Raw genomic sequence first — 16,998 nt, 5'->3', positions numbered from 1 at the left:
TTAAAAAATCGGTCAATATCTAGTCTTTTACATTCTCTATAGTGCCCTTAATAGAGGGAGAAAATCGCATGTTAAAGGGTTTTATTGCAGGCTTAGTGGTTGCCAATGCATTTGAATGGGTGGCGCATAAGTATATTCTGCATGGCACGCATCGGGCAGGAAAGTCGCGCTGGAGTCCATCGCCCAGCAATATGAAATCGCATTGGGAGCATCACCGTGAGGTGCGCAAAACCAATTTTGAAGATTTCGGCTATGTGGAAGGTCTAAAAAACTGGCGTACGCAAAATGAAGTATTGTCTTTGGCTGTGGCTGTCGGTGTCTTTGCGCCGCTGTTTTATCCGGTTTCCAAAGGCATGAGCTTGGCGGTGTTTTATGCAGCGGGCAACTATTATTATATTCACCGCCGCGCGCATTTAGAGCCAGAGTGGGCACGCAAAAAAATTCCTTGGCACTACGATCATCATATGAATTCCAATCAGGATGCCAACTGGTGTGTGACCAAGCCTTGGTTTGATTATGTGATGGGCACGCGGGTGATTTCATCGCCAGAACTTCAAGAGCGCAATCCGCTCGGCATTGCTTTGCCGCCTGTTTTATCCGATATTTTGAATAGCGCAGTCAATCGTTTCCGTCCCGCAAATTGGGTTGAAAATAAAGTGAAAAATATAGAAAATGTAATGGCTTAGGCATTTTTTTTGCTGCTGTTTTGTCGTGTATTGTCAATAATTCGTTATTCGATTGTCAATATTTTACAGAACGCATTGTTTATGCTGTGAGTATCGAAGCTGCCCAATGGCTTTCGATAAACTGCTGTATATTTCACTGGTCATTTAAAAATAACCGAGCGCTGTAATTTCTTGGTTTATAGGAGTCCTGCGGACTCCTTTTTTTTGCCTGCTGCATTTGTTCAGTATTGTCCGAATGAGTTTTATGACTCTGCTTGAAGGGCTGTTATCATCCAGCGCCCATTCCAGTCTGTAATATCTGCTGCATAGCGCAAACAGTAGCGTTGGTTTTGCTTTAGCTGCGTGATTTGCGGAACATGATTTAATGCAGGCAAGCCGCCATTAAATTCAATAAATTGGGATTGGCCGGTTTGAAATTGATAGGCAGTTTCATAGGATCCTTTCCTGCCGTGATTAAATTGAACATGCCTAATGAATTTAGCACATTGGCTCTGCTGCTGATGTGAATCCAGCGCTTTTTGATAGCGCATTTCACGATATAGATTCAGCCCGAAGAGATAAGCATACAGATAGCCAAAAAACATCATTATGACCATGATGCCCTGCGTTTCTTGCTTGATTTTTAATACATAAGCCAGCAGGCCAAATACGATTAGGCTACAGAAGGCGATGACAAATAACGCGGTGTCTAAATACATGTTCTATTCAATTTTAGTCAGTGTAGCGAATAGTCCATTTCGATCTTGAGCAGTAGGCGTGTATTGAAAACAAATAGGCTGTTTGGGCTGCAAGCTCGTTAATCGTGGAAGGTGTTTAATGACTTGTCTGCTCCCCGTAAAGCTGTATGAAACACCGAGTTCATCTGCAAAGGTATAAAGATATTCAACTTGATCCGAACCACCAAAAAGCTCATGTACGACTTTGGTGCGCTCAAGAAATTTGCCGCAATGATGAATTTGATTTGGAGACTGTACGGCTTTTTCATAATTGGAGTCACGGTACAAAGTGACTCCAATATAAAGTGCAGTCCCCATGACGGCAAGAATGACAAATTCGAATATTTTTTTTGAAGAGAGCGGCATTTGGACTCTTAAAATATGCATTTTATTGGTCTTATTATATGTTGACTTTGCTGAATATTATTTTGCCCTAAAATCAAAAAAGAGCGCCGAAGCGCTCTTGGTAATCAATTTTTTAATGCTACTGCCATTTACAGGCGCATTTCAATACCTTGGTCTGCAAGATATTTTTTTGCTTCTGGAATGGTGTATTGGCCAAAGTGGAAAATAGACGCCGCCAGAACCGCATCTGCGCCGCCTTTTAAAATGCCGTCTGCCAAATGCTGTAAGTTGCCTACGCCGCCAGAGGCAATGGTCGGGATGGTTACGCGGTCATTGATGTTGCGCATCAGCTCAAGGTCATAGCCCGCTTTGGTGCCGTCAGCATCCATAGATGTGACCAGCAATTCGCCTGCGCCAAATTCCGCCATTTTGACGGCCCATTCAATGGCGTCAATCCCTGTTTCTTTGCGGCCGCCATGGGTGAAGATTTCCCATTTGTTGTCGCCGGTTTTTTTCGCATCAATCGCGACCACAATGCACTGCGCGCCAAAACGCTGTGACGCTTCCTGAACAAATTCAGGATTATAAATCGCTGCCGAGTTAATGCTGACCTTATCTGCGCCTGCATTCAGCAATAAGCGGATATCTTCGACTTTACGCACGCCGCCGCCCACAGTCAGCGGGACAAAAACCGATTCCGCCATGCGTTCAACGGTGCGGTAAGTGGTATCGCGGCCGCTTGAGGTTGCTGTGATGTCTAAGAAGGTGATTTCATCGGCGCCTTGCTCATTATAACGGCGCGCTACTTCTACTGGATCGCCTGCATCACGGATGTCAAGAAATTGAACACCTTTCACTACTCGGCCGTTGTCGACGTCGAGGCAAGGAATAATACGTTTAGCAAGCATAATTTTTTCCAATAATTACAGCCGATTATGAAACTCACCTGCTCAAGCGCTACACCTTGGCAGATTCAGCGGGTATTCTATCAAACTTATGTAAGATTTTTCGCAGGTTTTGTATGTCGGTTTATACCACTTTGACTTTAAAGGAAGTTCAGGATTTCGCAGCGCCCTATGGATTGCAGGTGATTGACCTGATTCCAATTCAAGGCGGAATTCAAAATACCAACTATTTTATCGTCTGTGAAAACCGCCAGCAGTATGTTTTGACCATTTTTGAAGAGATGGATGAGCAAGGTGCCGGCGAACTGGTGCCTGTGCTGGAACATTTGGGCCAAGCGGGGCTGGCGGTGCCTGTGCCATTATCCTATCAGGGTAAAGCGATTCACACGCTCAAAAATAAACCTGCACAGATCGCGCCGCGCATGCAGGGAGAGCATCCCATGCCAGCGACACTGGCGCAGGCCGAAGCCATTGCCATCGCACAGGCTAAAATGCACGTGGCGCTGCAGGACTTTCCTTTAGAGCGCGCGTTTTACCGTGATCATGCCTATTGGCGCCAAGTATCGCGTGAGGTCAAGCCAAACTTGAATGAAGCGGACACCATGCTGCTGAACAGTCTGCTGGGTTTGTATGATGCGCTGACTGCGATGTATCCGAACCGTCCGAAAGGCTTTATCCATTCAGATTTGTTCCGCGACAATACGTTGTTTGAAGGTGATACGCTAAAAGGCATTTTAGATTTTTATGAGCTGAATAAAGACGAGCTGCTGTTTGATATTGCGATTACCTTAAATGACTTCTGTACTGAATACCCTGATGTGACTTTGAATGAAGCGCGCGCCGTGGCATTTTTGAATGCTTATGAAACGGTGCGTCCGCTGACTGCGGATGAAAAAGCCTGCTTGGAGCTGTATTTGGCCATGGCGGCAGGGCGGTTCTGGATGATGCGTCTGCAGGTTGCACAGAAAAATGCGGCGGAAGGCCGGACAGGCGGCGACATTTTGCAGAAAAACCCAGCAGAAATGCGTAATATGCTGATCGAACGACTGAAGTTTGTCACCGCTTAATTGAATAAATGAAAAGGAAAATATATGCGCGATCAAGGCCGCTTAATTGAATGGTTTGATGATAAAGGCTACGGCTTCATTCAGCCCAATGACAGCGCCAAAGACCGCGTATTTTTGCATATTAAGGATTTTGCCCGCCCAGGCCCGCGGCCTATCGTGGGCTGTGCGCTGGAATATCTGATTATTTTGGATGAGCGCGGACGTTACCGCGCGCAGCAGGTCACCTATTTAAAAGCAGCGCAAGTCAAGGCCAAACCTAAAAAGGCCAAAGACAATGTGGTGCGCATGCCGAAAAAAGTCTCGCCAATGCAGATTTTATGCATTGCCTATATTTTGGCGCTGGTCATCTTGAGTGCAGTGGGTTTGCTGAATGGCATGGCGCTGCTGGCGATCAGTTTGGTGAATGCGGCAACCTATTGGTTCTATGCTCAGGATAAGGAAGCGGCGCAGCTCGGCAACCGCCGTGTGCCGGAAAATACCCTGCATATATTATCCTTTTTGGGCGGCTGGCCGGCGGCATGGCTGGCGCAGCAGCGCCTGCGTCATAAAACACAAAAACAACCGTTCCGCCAAATTTATTTTTGTACTATAGCTTTTAACATATTATTGATTTTATGGCTGATTTCGCCATTCAATCCTTTTCAAAGTTAATAGACGCATAAAAATAGAGAGGGCGCATGAATTATTCCATTGATAAAGATCCGAACCGCAGTTTAACCATTGCGCTGTATGTGCTTTATATCGTTGCAATTTTTTCTGCAGGGTTATTGGCTGTTGTCGCGCTGGTCATTAACTACGTCAAGCGCAGCGCTGTGCAGGGCTCCATTTTTGAGAGTCATTTCACTTGGCAAATCCGCACCTTCTGGTGGTATCTGTTTTGGAACATCATGGCATTCGTGCCGTTTTTCTTTTTATTTTTTACCGGTGAAAACCCGAATGCTTTTGCTGGCGTAGCATTCGGCGCCTCGGCATTTTGTGTGGCGGTCATAGGCCTGTCTTGGATTTGGATCGTTTACCGCGCAATTAAAGGCTTGATCCGCGTCAATGACAATGCCGCCATGTATCAGTAATTTATGGCGCAATTCTAAATAAAAAAAGCAGCCGAGGCTGCTTTTTTTTATTCTTGGCTGCTGTGCATGCGCCGTTTTTTGAGAAACTTCGGCCGCCATTCGCTGATGATCACACCCAATACCACCATGCAACCGCCCAGCAGCGCTAGCGCTGGCAAACGCTCACCGGCAATACGTCCAATCAGCGCAGCCCAAACTGGTTCTCCTGCATAAATAATAGCAGCTTGTGAAGGCTCGACCATGCGCTGCGCCCAGTTCATGACCAGCTGAATGACTGCGCTGGCGCATCCCAGTGCGAACAGCACTGCCAGCAAAGGCCATTCAAAAGAAGGGAGATGGGTTTCGCCATTCAATGGGGCAATGATAAAACACAGCAGTGAAGCAAAAGCCAGCTGCAGTACGGTGACTCTGCGCAGATTCACTTTGCTGGCAAAATAACTGATGAGGATTATTTCAAAGGCAATCGCAATCGACCCTAAAATGGTAATCAGCTGTCCAAAACTCAGCTGAATCGTGCCAAAGCCATTGCCCGTTAAAAAGACTAAGCCTGCAAAAGCAAAGCATACGCCAAGCCACGTCATGATATGCGGGCGGCTTTTAAAGCACAGCCACATAAAAATGGGCACCAGCGGCACATACAGGGCAGTCAAGAACGCCGATTCACTGCTGCTGATGCTTTGCAGGCCAATCGTTTGCGTGCCATAACCAAGAGCAATGGCCGCACCAATACAAAAGCCTGCAAAGACTTCGTAGGCATTAAAGCCTTTTAAATATTTGAGAGACAGCAGGCTGACCGCAAGGGCCGCTGCAGCAAAACGCAAGCCGACTAACATGACAGGTGTACTGTAGTTCAGGCCATATTTTACGGTCAAAAAGCTGCCGCCCCAAATGACTGTAATTAAGATGAGGGAGATTTGCGGCGCTTTGGTTTGCAGCCATGTAGGAGAATTCATGATTGATCAATTTCAACAAATAAAAAAAGAGGCCCGCAGACCTCTTTTAAAGAACAGTAGGCAGCTTTACAGTGCTTGCTGGTCCAGCAGCAACTGCGCTTCACGAAGGTTTAAAGTGCCTTCATAAATTGCGCGGCCCGTAATGGCGCCTAAAATGCCCGGCTGGCCTTTCAAGTTGCGTACATCATCCAAGTTGGTCACACCGCCAGAAGCGATCACTGGCAAGCCTGAATATGTTGCAAGATTAACCGTTTGTTCAACGTTTACGCCCTGCATCATGCCGTCACGCGCAATGTCTGTGTAGACAATGCTGGATACGCCAGCATCGGCAAAACGTTTGGCAAGATCAGTGGCTTTCACATCAGTGACATTTGCCCAGCCGTCTGTTGCAACCATGCCGTTCATGGCATCAATGCCGACAATGATGCGGCCCGCGAATTTTTTGCAGGCTTCTTCTACAAATTCAGGGTTCTGAACAGCTTTAGTGCCAATAATCACAAAAGAAACACCTGCATCTAAATAATGCTCGATGGTTTCTAATGAACGGATGCCGCCGCCAATTTGAATTGGCAATTCAGGCTGTGCCTTAGCAATGGCTTCAACCACTGGCTTATGGATTGGCGTGCCTGCGAAAGCGCCGTTTAAGTCGACCAAATGCAAGCGGCGCGCGCCTTCATTTACCCAATGCTGTGCTGTTGCCACAGGGTCGTCAGAAAATACGGTATCGTCTTCCATACGGCCTTGTTTTAAACGGACACACTTGCCATCTTTCAGGTCAATTGCAGGGATGATCAGCATGCTTTCGCTCCTTGCCTAATCTCATAAAGAATTGATTTGGGGCATATCTTAACAAATAAACAGCAATTCACTAAACGCTAATTCATTTGAGCTGAAAAAAAGCCTGACAGGAGTCAGGCGAGCAGATTTTGATTTATCGTTAGTTATTGTTTTTATCTGGCTTTCAGAAGATTTTTTTTAAGTTTCTCAAACATATGCCGCTGGAGCATTCAGCAAATCAAGATTGATGGCTTGCAAAGCAGCGCCCGCGTCATACAAGCCTTGCGTTAATGCCGCTGCGGCATCACCCGCTACAGAGACAACTCCGCCAGCCAGCGGTAAAGATGCAGCAATATCTGTAATTGGCGCTAAATCTGCCAGCAGCGCATCCACTGAGCCAGATACATCCTGCAAAGTGCCGCCCACGGCGCCGAGCGGGTTATCAAGCACACTGCCAATTAATTCGAGTGGATCAAGATTTGAAACCGTATCTGCAGTTTCGCCGACAAAACCGACTAAATTACCTGCTGTATCTGTAACTGCATCCAGTAATCCGCCCAATACTGGAACATTTGCCAAAGGGTCAAGCAAAGGTGCAGCTAAATCTAAAGCGGTATCCGCCAAGCCCGCAACATTGCCAATCACTTGACCAGCTAAATCTGTTGCGCCATCCAATACTGAATCGACTGCACCCAGTACATTGCCTTGAGCTAATTGACCTGTAGTGTCCTGCAGCGTGTCAGTAAGTGTGTCGAGCAGGCCAGTTTTAATATCCAAAACTTTGGATACGGTTTCGCCGACCAGCGGTAAGCTTGTGAGAATATCTGTAACAGGCGCTGTAATGCTACTCACGGTGTCCAGTACTGTTTCGGCAGTGTTTAAGAGTGTATTCAGCACTGAACCAACCGTCTGTGTGATGCCTTGCAAAGCCAAGCTAAGTACGCCGCTAAGTTTTCCAGTAAATAAACCGAACATGTGGAATTTCTCCATATATTTAAAATGTAATGTTTTTGGATGAACTATATTTTGTTGTATCTGCTGCAGCACAGTTTTTTTAGCAAAGTTATGAATAGATCACAAATTATGAAAAAATAGATAGATAGTGAAAAGTCATGTAAAAAATCAATAAACATAAAGAATTACAAAGGGTTATTTATGAGATGCAGAATAATGTGTATTAATGTAAATAAAATATTGAAAACAATGGCTTATATGTAATTTATTGGTGCATTAATGCAACGGATACTCGCACTTTATGCACAAGTGTATTGCATTGAAATTTAAAGTTACATTTAAAAAATAGCTTAAGTTTAAGTTTTTTAGTCAATTAATTATGAGTTTTATATCCTGCACTTCAATTGTGCTTCTGCAAGTTACAGACTTTTTACAATAAAGAATTTGAGACAAACCCATATAAAATATAGGTATTTATTTTTGATGAGATGGCCGAATTCTCAGTTTGAGTGAGGTATTGGGGATATCTTTAGGCAATAAGCCGAGGCGCAGCAATTCTTCAAAAATCAAGACCGGGGCGTGAGCATCTGCGGCGGCATAGGCAATCTGTTGAGGGCTTAACTGCTTTTTAGACCAATTTGAGGTGCTGACACTTTTGCTTTTTGGAAAATTCTGCTGAAACAGCAGCGCAACTGCATTTTTCAAGCCCACGGGATTATTCAGGCCGAAGGTTTTAAAGCATTTTGACAGTTCAATCACACTGTTCAGTTCAATGCCTTTTTTACGGAACAGATGCGCATCATTTTTGAGGCCAAAACCAGTCTTAATTTGAGCGCGGTTTGCCAATACAGGTTTTAAAAACTCTAAAATCTCATCACTGACCTGAAATAAATAGGCCTGCTCAAGCGTGGCCAGCTGAATCAGATGTGGCCCTGTGGCAACTTCGCCTTTATTGAATGTGGGCTTGGATTCTGTATCAAAGCCAAGCACCACTGCATGTTTCAATTCAGATTCAATGGCATGGCATTGAGCAAGATTTTGAATGACGTGAATATTGCTGGCGCATAGGTTAGGAAAGCGCGGGAAGCTTTGTATTTGTTCTTTACTGGGAAGCGTGGCTGCGTTGCTGAGATTATTCATGCGAATATTTGAGATGCCTTTTGAGCAGACTAGCGCTTTTTAATTTTAAAGGCAAAATAAAACCTGCTATGCGCAGGTTTTATGATCTTGCCGGAATAGATTATTGATTCAGGCTAATAGCCGCAAATCCGCCGCCGACAATCGCCAAGATAATTAAAATAATATAAATCCAAGCGAGGACACTTTCCCATCCAGCAGTAGGCCTTGGCGCGCCGTAGCTATTGCTTTGCGCATCGCCAGGGGCAAATACTAAATAAAGTCCAATCAGGATATTGGCCAAAGGCACTAAAAATAATAAAGACAGCCAGCCAGAGTGATTGCGGTCATGCAAGCGGCGAATCGCGAAAATAAACGTAAAATACAGCACAGCAAGATAAAGGATGCCGAAAATTAGAGCGCCAGAGCCGAAATTTCCAGTTTCCATATTGATGAGCAGGTTGGGAAACATAGCCGCTAATCCGACGCCAATCAGCATTGCAACAATTGCAATTAAGCAGTTCCACGCTAAATAAGAAAAGCGTCCAAAGCGTCCGGCTGCGCTAAGGGCTGAATCATTCGAATAATTGTTCATTGTTATAGACCTCTGACTTTTAATTAGTATGTTTAATGTGCTGTCAAAGCATAAAAGGTTTCTTTCAGATATAAAAGCATAAATATCAAATAAATAAAAAGCCCGCATGATGCGGGCTTTTTAAATGGGCAGGGGTTAAATATCCCATTCCACAAAATTTTTCAGTAATTGCAGGCCAGCTGTATGGCTTTTTTCTGGGTGAAACTGCGTCGCAAACAGATTTTCTTTATGGATGGCCGTACAGAACGCTAAGCCGTAATCACAAGTCGCTGCCACAATAGCGGCATCCTTCGGTTCGACATAGTAGCTGTGCACAAAGTAGAAGCGCGCATCCTGCTCAATGTTTTTCCACATTGGGTGGCTTGGATCTGCCTGATGCACTTGGTTCCAGCCCATATGCGGTACTTTAATGCCTTCCATATCTGGAAAACGCTTTACTTCACCTTCAAAAATACCTAAGGCTTCTGCGCCGCCATTCTCTTCAGAGCGCTGCATCAGCGCCTGCATGCCGACACAGATCGCCAGAACCGGCTTATTAAATGCCGCTTTGCGGACGACTTCATCAATGCCTGCTTCATGCATGCCCTGCATGCAGTCACGCATTGCGCCGACACCAGGGAACACAATTTTGTCCGCTTTCGCAATCAATTTCGGGTCATTGGTCACATCAACCTGTGCACCAACGTGTTCTAAGGCTTTGGCTGCGGAGTGCAGATTTCCCATGCCATAATCAAGAAGGGCAATACGGGTCATTACAGGCTGCCTTTGGTTGACGCAACTGTGTTGGCAGCGCGAGGATCAACTTCACACGCCATGCGCAGCGCGCGGGCGAAGGCCTTGAACACGCTTTCAATCTGGTGATGGCTGTTTTTGCCTTTCAGGTTGTCGATGTGCAGCGTCATGAGTGAATGATTCACAAAACCTTGGAAAAATTCAGAGAATAAATCCACGTCAAAACGGCCAATCATTGAACGTGTAAATGGAATATCCATAAATAAGCCCGGACGGCCAGACAAATCCACCACAACGCGGCTTAAAGACTCGTCTAAAGGCGCATAGAAATGACCGTAGCGTTTCAGGCCTTTTTTATCGCCCAGCGCTTGAGCAAAAGCCTGACCGAGCGTGATGCCGCAGTCTTCAACGGTATGATGGTCGTCAATTTCCAAATCGCCGTCACAATGAATATCAATATCAAATAAGCCGTGGCGCTTGATTTGATCAATCATATGATCTAAAAATGGAACACCAGTGTTTAAAGTGCCTTGACCGGAGCCATCAAGATTCACGCGAACTCGAATTTTGGTTTCGTTAGTGTTTCTTACCACTTCACTGATACGATCGGTCATAGACACGTTCCTCAAATACGTCAAAATGATTGATGTAAAAATGTTTTTCGCTGTGACGAAAAGTCACCGCATATTAGATTGCTCAGGAGGGTTTATCAATGCCTATTACCGTACATGCCTATACTTCTTTGGAAAATGATGAAGTGCGCAGCCAGCTTGAGCGACTGTATGACACCAGCCCAGAATTCAGCGACGGTGCAGATGCGATTGAACAGCTTGAGCAAAACCTCTCTCAGTATACCTTACTTTATACCGCAGAATTTAATACGAAACTGATAGGTGCAATTTGGTGCAGCGGTCAGGGTGAAAGTAAAACCTTAGAATATATTGTGGTGCATCCGGCAAACAGGGGCAGAGGCGTCGCGGAAAGGCTGGTCAGCGAAGTTTGCCGCATAGAGGAAGAAAAAGGCGTGAAAGCTTTTGTGCCGGGCTGCGGCGCGATTCACCGCTGTTTGGCGCATTTAGACAAAATGTCTTAAAGCGTGGTTTTATCAATATTCAGGCAGCCTGCGGGCTGCTTTTTTAGGTGCAGAAATAGAATGCAAAGCGCTATAAAGTCGAATAATGTATTGAGATTTAAACAAAAAATAAGCAATTAAGCTTTTATTTGGTGTAAAAGTAAACAAATGGCGAAAAAAGCAAATTCGACGCTTGACGGCATGGCGCTTAAATTGTTTAATACGCGGCATCGGCGTGATAGCTCAGTAGGTAGAGCAACGGATTGAAAATCCGTGTGTCCCCAGTTCGATCCTGGGTCTCGCCACCATATTCAAAACTTATTTAAAGTTTCAATCCCTGATCCCATCAGGGATTTTTTTTGTTTAAAAAAAAAGCACTCAGTAAAAAATATTGATGATTTTGATTGACTAATGCCATCAATTACGGCTTAATACACCGCATCGGCGTGATAGCTCAGTAGGTAGAGCAACGGATTGAAAATCCGTGTGTCCCCAGTTCGATCCTGGGTCTCGCCACCATATTCAAAAAGCCTCAAACATTGTTTGGGGCTTTTTTTATGGCTGGCATTTACTGCTGATGATGATTTAACCAATTTAGATGCTACAATCCATTTGAAAAGAATTTGCCCGCTGGGCATCAGTGAACATTAAAAAATAAACATTAAAAATGAATGGATACAGATATGAATATGAAAATAATCTTGCTTCCTTTGACAATTGCACTCAGTGCTCTGCTTTCAGCATGCGGAGGCGGAGGCAGCGGTGACAATGTCAATTCCTCATACTCAAAAACCATTGTAAAAGCAGGGATCACTTATGAATGCAAAAGTGAAAATGCAGCCAAACTGTGTGAAAACGGCAATTGCTCATCCTGCGAATCCTCTCAGGATAAAGTGATTACAGCAGCCTGTTCGAGCAGTGTGGATGCTGGACAGACGATTTATGCTGTGACCAATGCAGGCTGTGTTGCCGCGATGAAAAGCGGAAGCAAAAACAGCGTTTATTGCGCTGCAGGCACTCTTAAAGTTTTAGCTGGATTAGGCTATACCTTGAACCAGCTCAGCATCAATGGTACGGCACATCCATCAGGTGAGTTTAATTCAGCGATTACATCTGAAACTTTACGCTGCAGCAGTTCTTGATTCGACTCAATTCAATGCATAGGTCTTTTATTCAATACAGCGCTGTTGGGGCGCTGTGTTTTGCATTGGGCTATGCCGTTGCATCTTTCAGAACAGATATTGCAGTGTTGCCAGCGCCATCAATAAATGATGTCACTTCGGGTGGCAATCCTGTTTCTGGCTTGGCGATTGACACTATGAAATCAATGCCTTCCGCAGAGGCTCAGCGTCATCTTAAAAGCCAATATCAGCAAGTCCAAAGTTTGATTCAGCAGGCTTCTGAACAGCAGCTGGCGCATTATTTGCAGCAGGCCTTTCCAGATTACAGTTTTGATCAGATTAAAAATAAGCAGCAGTTTGCGCAGCAGATGCTGAATGAGTTTGTGCAGGCGAAGAATGACCCGCAGCAGCAGCTGGCTGGACAGGCTTATGTGACAGATCAGCAGGTGCTGGATTCACAGCATGTCTTGCCCAGAGAAATCTATGCCAAACAACCACTATATGCGCATTTTGATACCTTAGGCAAAGTGCCGCCGAATGCACAGGTCATGGTGCGCTGGACTCAGCGCGACAGCGGCGAAATTTTGCTGTTTACACCGCGTAAAGTTAGTGAAAATCAGCAGAATTGGGTCAGCTTTTATCCGGTTTCGGGCTGGAAAGCTGGGCATTATGATGTGAAGTATTACCAAATGAATGACCAAATGCAGCCCATTGCGCAAACCAGCTTTTACATACAGCAGGTCATTGTGCAAAATTGAAATGCGGAACATTTTTCTGCGCACCTCGTTTCATCTCAAGCTGAATAGTACATCGGCTGCCAATAACTGGGGTATAGTGATTAAAAATCAGGCCCATGAATCCCTGCCATGAAAGACTTATTTTCAGACAACAGTCAGCTCTATCAGCAGGCGCGTCCAGATTATTCTGACTCTATTTTAGAAGCGGTTTTAAAATATGTGCCTGAACGCCAGCTGGCTTGGGACTGCGGTGCAGGTTCGGGGCAGTTTACGCAATGGCTGGCGCCGTATTTTCAGCAGGTTTTGGCAACAGATTTGAGCGCTGCTCAATTGGCGCAGGCGCAAGCATTGGCCAATGTGGCTTACCGCGCAGCGCCTGCTGAGCAGTCGGGTCTGCCAGATCACAGCGCAGATTTGATCACGGTCGCGCAGGCCATTCACTGGTTTAATTTTGATGATTTTTACCGCGAAGTGCGGCGTGTGCTGAAACCGAGCGGCTGTTTGGCGGTGATTGGCTATGGCCTCATTACAGCGGAAGATCTGGAGCTGAATCGGCTGATTCAATCACTGTATGCAGACACGCTGCAAGGCTATTGGGATGCAGAGCGCCGTTATGTTGATGCGCTGTATAAAACCATTCCTTTCCCATTTTTAGAGCAGGCGGTTCCAGAACTGTCATTGAATTACAGCTGGAGCGCTGAGCAGCTGCTGAATTATTTCAATACCTGGTCGGGCTTAAAGCACTATGTGAAGCGGCAGGGGCTAAACCCGTTAGAAGCAATAGATGCGTATTTAAAGCAGCAAAATGCAGCGCAGTATGCAGTAAAGTTTCCCGTACTGCTGCGGGTCGGTACAGTAAATTGATACTTTTAAAAAATGTGAAAAAGACATTTTTCACTATCCTGCAGTACTGCCGTTTATCTGACTGCAACATAAAAATATGGCGGTTTATTGTACATTTTAGATGAAGTTCAAAACAAAGTGCCAGTTTTGCCTATGTGCAATTGGCATAACTAAATTTGAAATTGAGTGTAAACCATGAATCTCCCTATACAGTTTTCATATATTGCCATCCTGCTGGCCAGTACAGTTTCTTTATCTGCAGTGGCTGCAGACAAAGCCAAAGATAAAGAGCATGCCGCAAAGAATGTTGTGCACTTGCCAGTACTGACGGTGATGGCTGAGCGTGAAATGCGTGAAGAAACCGCAGTAGAGCCGTACCAGCAGGAAACAGGACGCCGTAAAGCTTTGCAGCACCGTGTTATGCAATTAGAAGGTGATACGCAGTCCTTTACTGTAGATCCGACCATAGTGGCCAATCTGGATGTATTGCCTGTGCCTCAGGTGGATATGTCCAGCTTGTCTCCTGCTTTACAGCAGCATGTGCTGAATATTGCCAGCGGGCTGCAATCATCAGATCCGAGAAATGGCATCTATACCATGCTGCAGCCTTTCGGCATTGACCGCGATGCCGCCAATGTTCAAATCAGCCGTGAGCAGATGAATTTGGGAACAATTGACCGTTCATTGCTGAATGGCATGACTAATCCATAACACTGAAATTTTTTAAATTCAAAAATAAAAATCCGCAGACTGTACTGCGGATTTTTTTATTTTTTGCATCAAAACTTTTGAATTTAAAACAGCGTCTCCATTTTGAATTCAAATTTTTAAGATCGAGTTTTTTTAAATTCAAAGTGAAAATTGTGGAAAACTGCCTTTGAATTTAAAAATATCGCCAGAAATTGCATATTTATTCATCACTTTCCCTATTTCGGAATTACACTGAAAGAAATGGGATTCGGAGTATTTTTATGCCGCGTATCTTGATTATTCTCACTGCTGCAACCGTGCTGATTTTTGGCGGCATGTTCTATCAATACCGTGAGCAGCAAAAAGAAGCGGATCAGCTGCAGCTGTATCAAACTGTGCTGCTGGAAAAAACTGAGCTGATTTTTAAGCAGGCTCAAGATGCAGATCAGCCGATACAGGTCAATGTGACTGACCCGCGCCTGCAGGGCGATTATCAGGTGATGGCCAATTTTGTGCTGAGCCAGATGATCCAAAATGCCGAAGCGCGCAATGCGTATATCCGGCAATTAAAAGCGCTGGACTGGGATCGGTTTTTAGATATTGACCGCTTGGCGGCAGATAAAAAACAGGACTATAAAGCTACTGCGGATATGCTGAAAAATGTGCATGCTGCTGTAGAAAGCTATGCGCAGAAGATGCAGCAATTTGAGCAAAACAGCTTGGAACAGGCAAAAAATTTGCCAATTGAAAGCCGATACCGCCATCAGCTGATCCAGAGCTTGCGGGAGAGTCAGCAAAGTGATGATAGCCAAGCGCTGTATGCACTGGAGCAGCAAAGCTTAGCCAAAGCAGATGCGATATTTCTGGTGCTGAAAAATAATAAATGGGAGAAGAAAGGCAAGACTTTCATGTTTTATGAAGATGCCCCTTTGGCGCAATTTAATGCGCTGTATAAAGAAATTTCTGCGCTGAACCAGCAAATGAGGCAGGTGACAGCAGAGAATCAGGAGCAGATTGCAGAGAAGCTGTGATGCGTATTTATTGGGCTGATCGTTATTTGCATGATGCCTGTTAAAACCGCAAAAAGTGTATTTTTAAACAGAAGGACCTTGTTTTTGCCGCTTACATTATCACTCTGCGTAAGCGGCAGACGATTTGCTAATATTGCCGCTGCTCAATTTTTGACATACCGCGTAATATCCCCATGACTGCTTTTAAAGAATGAAACCATTAATATTGCTGTGGCTGGCCATTTTTACATTGGCTTGGGTGACTATTGGCTATACCCAAGATTTTTTAATCAGCCCGATCTGGGTGATTAATGCCTTTGCAGCATTTTTTTTAATCCGGCTGCGTAAACAATTAAGCCATGATCTATTGATTCTGCTGTATGCCTTCAGTGCAATTTTTACAGCCTCTTTGCTCAGCGATCAAGTGAAAACAGTGGAGCAAAGATTTTTACTGTGCGGAATTTCTGCGCTGCAGATTTGGCTGTTTATTAAACTGCATTTGGCGCTGAGCCGGATTAAAGGCCTGCGCTTTAAGCACACCATCATTCTAACGCTGCCCATTATTTTAAGCGCTTTCGCCGGCAGTCTATTGTTTGCGGCTATTTTTCAGGTTGGGCGTAATTATCTTGAGTTTATCGATTATTTTTTAGAGCAGGCTGCCACGGGTTTAAGTGTGATTTGCCTGCTGTATGGCGCAAAACAATGGTCATCCATTCCGCTGATTGATTATTTTTATTTGGCTGCGGCGCTGCTGATTCAGTATGTGATTTCGCATGATCAGATTTTTTATGCCTGCATGGTTTTGCCGCTGCTCATGTGCTATTTCGCGGTGAAATACAAGGTTAAGGCCTTTTGCTGGCTGATTGGCCTGATGACGCTAATCTGCGGCTGCTATGCGGCAATGCCGCTGGCTGGCGAATACTGGTCGGATGCGCAAATCCATATGCTTTCACGCATTAGTGCTTACCGTTTGGCGCTGGGGATTTATTTAATTCTTTTCCTGTTTATTTGTGAATTGTACATGCGCAATCAGCGTCTGTACCTGCGTTTGCAGCGTGTTACGTTTAATGATGAATTAACGGGATTGAAAAACCGGCATTCATTGAAAGAGCAAGTCTTTGCAAAGAACGCTGTGAAGCAAGGCTGCGTGATTTTGCTGGATGTCGATGATTTTAAAAGTGTGAATGACCAATATGGGCATCATGTCGGAGATTTGGTTTTAATTCACTTGGCGCAGATTTTGAAAAAAAGCTGTCCGCCAGAGAGTTTTATTAGCCGATGGGGCGGGGAGGAGTTTTTAATTGTCACCGCTGACTGTACTGCCGACACGGGGCGCGCGCTGTGCAAATCAATTTTGGACCGCTGCGCGGCTACGCCATTTCATCATGGCGATCTAAGCTTAAATCTATCGTTTAGTATGGGAATGACGGCTTTTAAACAGCTGGATATTTCAAATTATTCCAGCATGCTGCAGCATGTCGATCAATGCTTATATCTTGCTAAGGCGCTGGGAAAAAATCAATACCAGTTTAAAGAATACCCTTACCCCAATTGAGCGATGAAGGCGATATGCAAAAAAAAGATGCCTATTGAGGCATCTTTTTTTTGT

Annotated in this window: 21 protein-coding genes and 2 tRNA genes; 13 read left to right on the top strand and 10 right to left on the bottom strand. The window is 44.9% G+C overall.

The window, feature by feature from the left end; all coding sequences use genetic code 11:
• Positions 1-68: 68 nt before the first annotated feature.
• Positions 69-686: a sterol desaturase family protein gene (locus B9T34_RS17465; RefSeq protein ID WP_086214402.1), complete on the top strand. Its 618-nt coding sequence runs from the start codon at positions 69-71 to the stop codon at positions 684-686.
• A 242-nt stretch (positions 687-928) separates the two neighbouring features.
• Here the strand turns inward: B9T34_RS17465 and B9T34_RS18955 are convergent, their stop codons facing one another.
• The 3 genes from B9T34_RS18955 to hisF form a co-directional block, all read right to left on the bottom strand.
• Positions 929-1,384 (bottom strand): hypothetical protein, encoded by a 456-nt coding sequence (locus B9T34_RS18955; RefSeq protein WP_213034170.1) that lies wholly within the window; start codon positions 1,382-1,384, stop codon positions 929-931.
• A 3-nt stretch (positions 1,385-1,387) separates the two neighbouring features.
• Positions 1,388-1,768 (bottom strand): hypothetical protein, encoded by a 381-nt coding sequence (locus B9T34_RS17455; RefSeq protein WP_086214423.1) that lies wholly within the window; start codon positions 1,766-1,768, stop codon positions 1,388-1,390.
• A 128-nt stretch (positions 1,769-1,896) separates the two neighbouring features.
• The gene (hisF, locus tag B9T34_RS17450; RefSeq protein ID WP_322853523.1) at positions 1,897-2,658 is read right to left on the bottom strand and encodes an imidazole glycerol phosphate synthase subunit HisF; all 762 of its coding nucleotides are present in this window, start codon (positions 2,656-2,658) and stop codon (positions 1,897-1,899) included.
• A 110-nt stretch (positions 2,659-2,768) separates the two neighbouring features.
• Here hisF and B9T34_RS17445 point away from each other — a divergent pair, with 110 nt between their 5' ends.
• The 3 genes from B9T34_RS17445 to B9T34_RS17435 are packed head-to-tail and all read left to right on the top strand — an operon-like array spanning position 2,769 to position 4,789.
• Positions 2,769-3,719: a homoserine kinase gene (locus tag B9T34_RS17445; protein WP_086214400.1), complete on the top strand. Its 951-nt coding sequence runs from the start codon at positions 2,769-2,771 to the stop codon at positions 3,717-3,719.
• A 24-nt stretch (positions 3,720-3,743) separates the two neighbouring features.
• A complete protein-coding gene (locus B9T34_RS17440; protein WP_086214399.1) occupies positions 3,744-4,370 on the top strand; it encodes a DUF1294 domain-containing protein in 627 nt (208 codons plus the stop codon).
• Positions 4,371-4,396: 26 nt separating this feature from the next.
• Positions 4,397-4,789 carry a DUF4870 family protein gene (locus tag B9T34_RS17435; RefSeq protein WP_086214398.1) on the top strand — a complete coding sequence of 131 codons (393 nt, stop codon included), beginning with the start codon at positions 4,397-4,399 and terminating at the stop codon, positions 4,787-4,789.
• A gap of 47 nt (positions 4,790-4,836) precedes the next feature.
• Here B9T34_RS17435 and B9T34_RS17430 read toward each other — a convergent pair whose 3' ends face one another.
• The 7 genes from B9T34_RS17430 to hisB form a co-directional block, all read right to left on the bottom strand.
• Positions 4,837-5,742, bottom strand: coding sequence for a DMT family transporter (locus tag B9T34_RS17430; RefSeq protein WP_086214397.1), 906 nt, complete (start codon positions 5,740-5,742; stop codon positions 4,837-4,839).
• 66 nt (positions 5,743-5,808) lie between these two features.
• Positions 5,809-6,540: a 1-(5-phosphoribosyl)-5-[(5-phosphoribosylamino)methylideneamino]imidazole-4-carboxamide isomerase gene (gene hisA, locus B9T34_RS17425; protein ID WP_086214396.1), complete on the bottom strand. Its 732-nt coding sequence runs from the start codon at positions 6,538-6,540 to the stop codon at positions 5,809-5,811.
• A 186-nt stretch (positions 6,541-6,726) separates the two neighbouring features.
• Positions 6,727-7,494 (bottom strand): hypothetical protein, encoded by a 768-nt coding sequence (locus B9T34_RS17420; protein WP_086214395.1) that lies wholly within the window; start codon positions 7,492-7,494, stop codon positions 6,727-6,729.
• Between the two features lie 453 nt (positions 7,495-7,947).
• Positions 7,948-8,613, bottom strand: coding sequence for a 3'-5' exonuclease (locus B9T34_RS17415; RefSeq protein ID WP_086214394.1), 666 nt, complete (start codon positions 8,611-8,613; stop codon positions 7,948-7,950).
• A 100-nt stretch (positions 8,614-8,713) separates the two neighbouring features.
• Positions 8,714-9,184, bottom strand: a complete 471-nt coding sequence (locus B9T34_RS17410) for a DUF805 domain-containing protein (RefSeq protein WP_086214393.1) — start codon at positions 9,182-9,184, stop codon at positions 8,714-8,716.
• 135 nt (positions 9,185-9,319) lie between these two features.
• Positions 9,320-9,937, bottom strand: coding sequence for an imidazole glycerol phosphate synthase subunit HisH (gene hisH, locus B9T34_RS17405; RefSeq protein WP_086214392.1), 618 nt, complete (start codon positions 9,935-9,937; stop codon positions 9,320-9,322).
• Positions 9,937-10,530, bottom strand: a complete 594-nt coding sequence (hisB, locus tag B9T34_RS17400) for an imidazoleglycerol-phosphate dehydratase HisB (protein WP_086214391.1) — start codon at positions 10,528-10,530, stop codon at positions 9,937-9,939. The genes hisH and hisB overlap by 1 nt, the downstream gene beginning before the upstream one ends.
• A 98-nt stretch (positions 10,531-10,628) precedes the next feature.
• On the opposite strand from hisB, the gene B9T34_RS17395 reads away from it, so the two are divergent.
• From B9T34_RS17395 to B9T34_RS17350, 9 genes are all read left to right on the top strand, one after another.
• On the top strand, positions 10,629-11,009 hold the full coding sequence (locus B9T34_RS17395; RefSeq protein ID WP_086214390.1) for a GNAT family N-acetyltransferase: 381 nt from the start codon (positions 10,629-10,631) through the stop codon (positions 11,007-11,009).
• Positions 11,010-11,220: 211 nt separating this feature from the next.
• Positions 11,221-11,296: transfer RNA gene (locus B9T34_RS17385), tRNA-Phe, on the top strand.
• A gap of 135 nt (positions 11,297-11,431) precedes the next feature.
• Positions 11,432-11,507 (top strand) — tRNA-Phe (locus B9T34_RS17380).
• Positions 11,508-11,671: 164 nt separating this feature from the next.
• Positions 11,672-12,130, top strand: coding sequence for a hypothetical protein (locus B9T34_RS17375; RefSeq protein ID WP_086214388.1), 459 nt, complete (start codon positions 11,672-11,674; stop codon positions 12,128-12,130).
• Between the two features lie 14 nt (positions 12,131-12,144).
• Positions 12,145-12,867, top strand: coding sequence for a hypothetical protein (locus B9T34_RS17370; RefSeq protein ID WP_086214387.1), 723 nt, complete (start codon positions 12,145-12,147; stop codon positions 12,865-12,867).
• Positions 12,868-12,975: 108 nt separating this feature from the next.
• Positions 12,976-13,710 (top strand): class I SAM-dependent methyltransferase, encoded by a 735-nt coding sequence (locus tag B9T34_RS17365; protein ID WP_086214386.1) that lies wholly within the window; start codon positions 12,976-12,978, stop codon positions 13,708-13,710.
• Between the two features lie 174 nt (positions 13,711-13,884).
• A complete protein-coding gene (locus B9T34_RS17360; protein WP_086214385.1) occupies positions 13,885-14,400 on the top strand; it encodes a hypothetical protein in 516 nt (171 codons plus the stop codon).
• A 260-nt stretch (positions 14,401-14,660) separates the two neighbouring features.
• Positions 14,661-15,410: a hypothetical protein gene (locus tag B9T34_RS17355; protein WP_086214384.1), complete on the top strand. Its 750-nt coding sequence runs from the start codon at positions 14,661-14,663 to the stop codon at positions 15,408-15,410.
• Positions 15,411-15,600: 190 nt separating this feature from the next.
• Entirely contained in the window at positions 15,601-16,944 is a 1,344-nt protein-coding gene (locus B9T34_RS17350) for a GGDEF domain-containing protein (RefSeq protein ID WP_086214383.1), read from the top strand.
• Positions 16,945-16,998: the final 54 nt, after the last annotated feature.

The sequence above is a fragment of the Acinetobacter sp. ANC 3813 genome (genome assembly GCF_002135435.1).
In the GTDB taxonomy this organism is placed as follows: Bacteria; Pseudomonadota; Gammaproteobacteria; order Pseudomonadales; family Moraxellaceae; genus Acinetobacter.
This window is presented reverse-complemented; position numbering and strand designations above follow the sequence as displayed.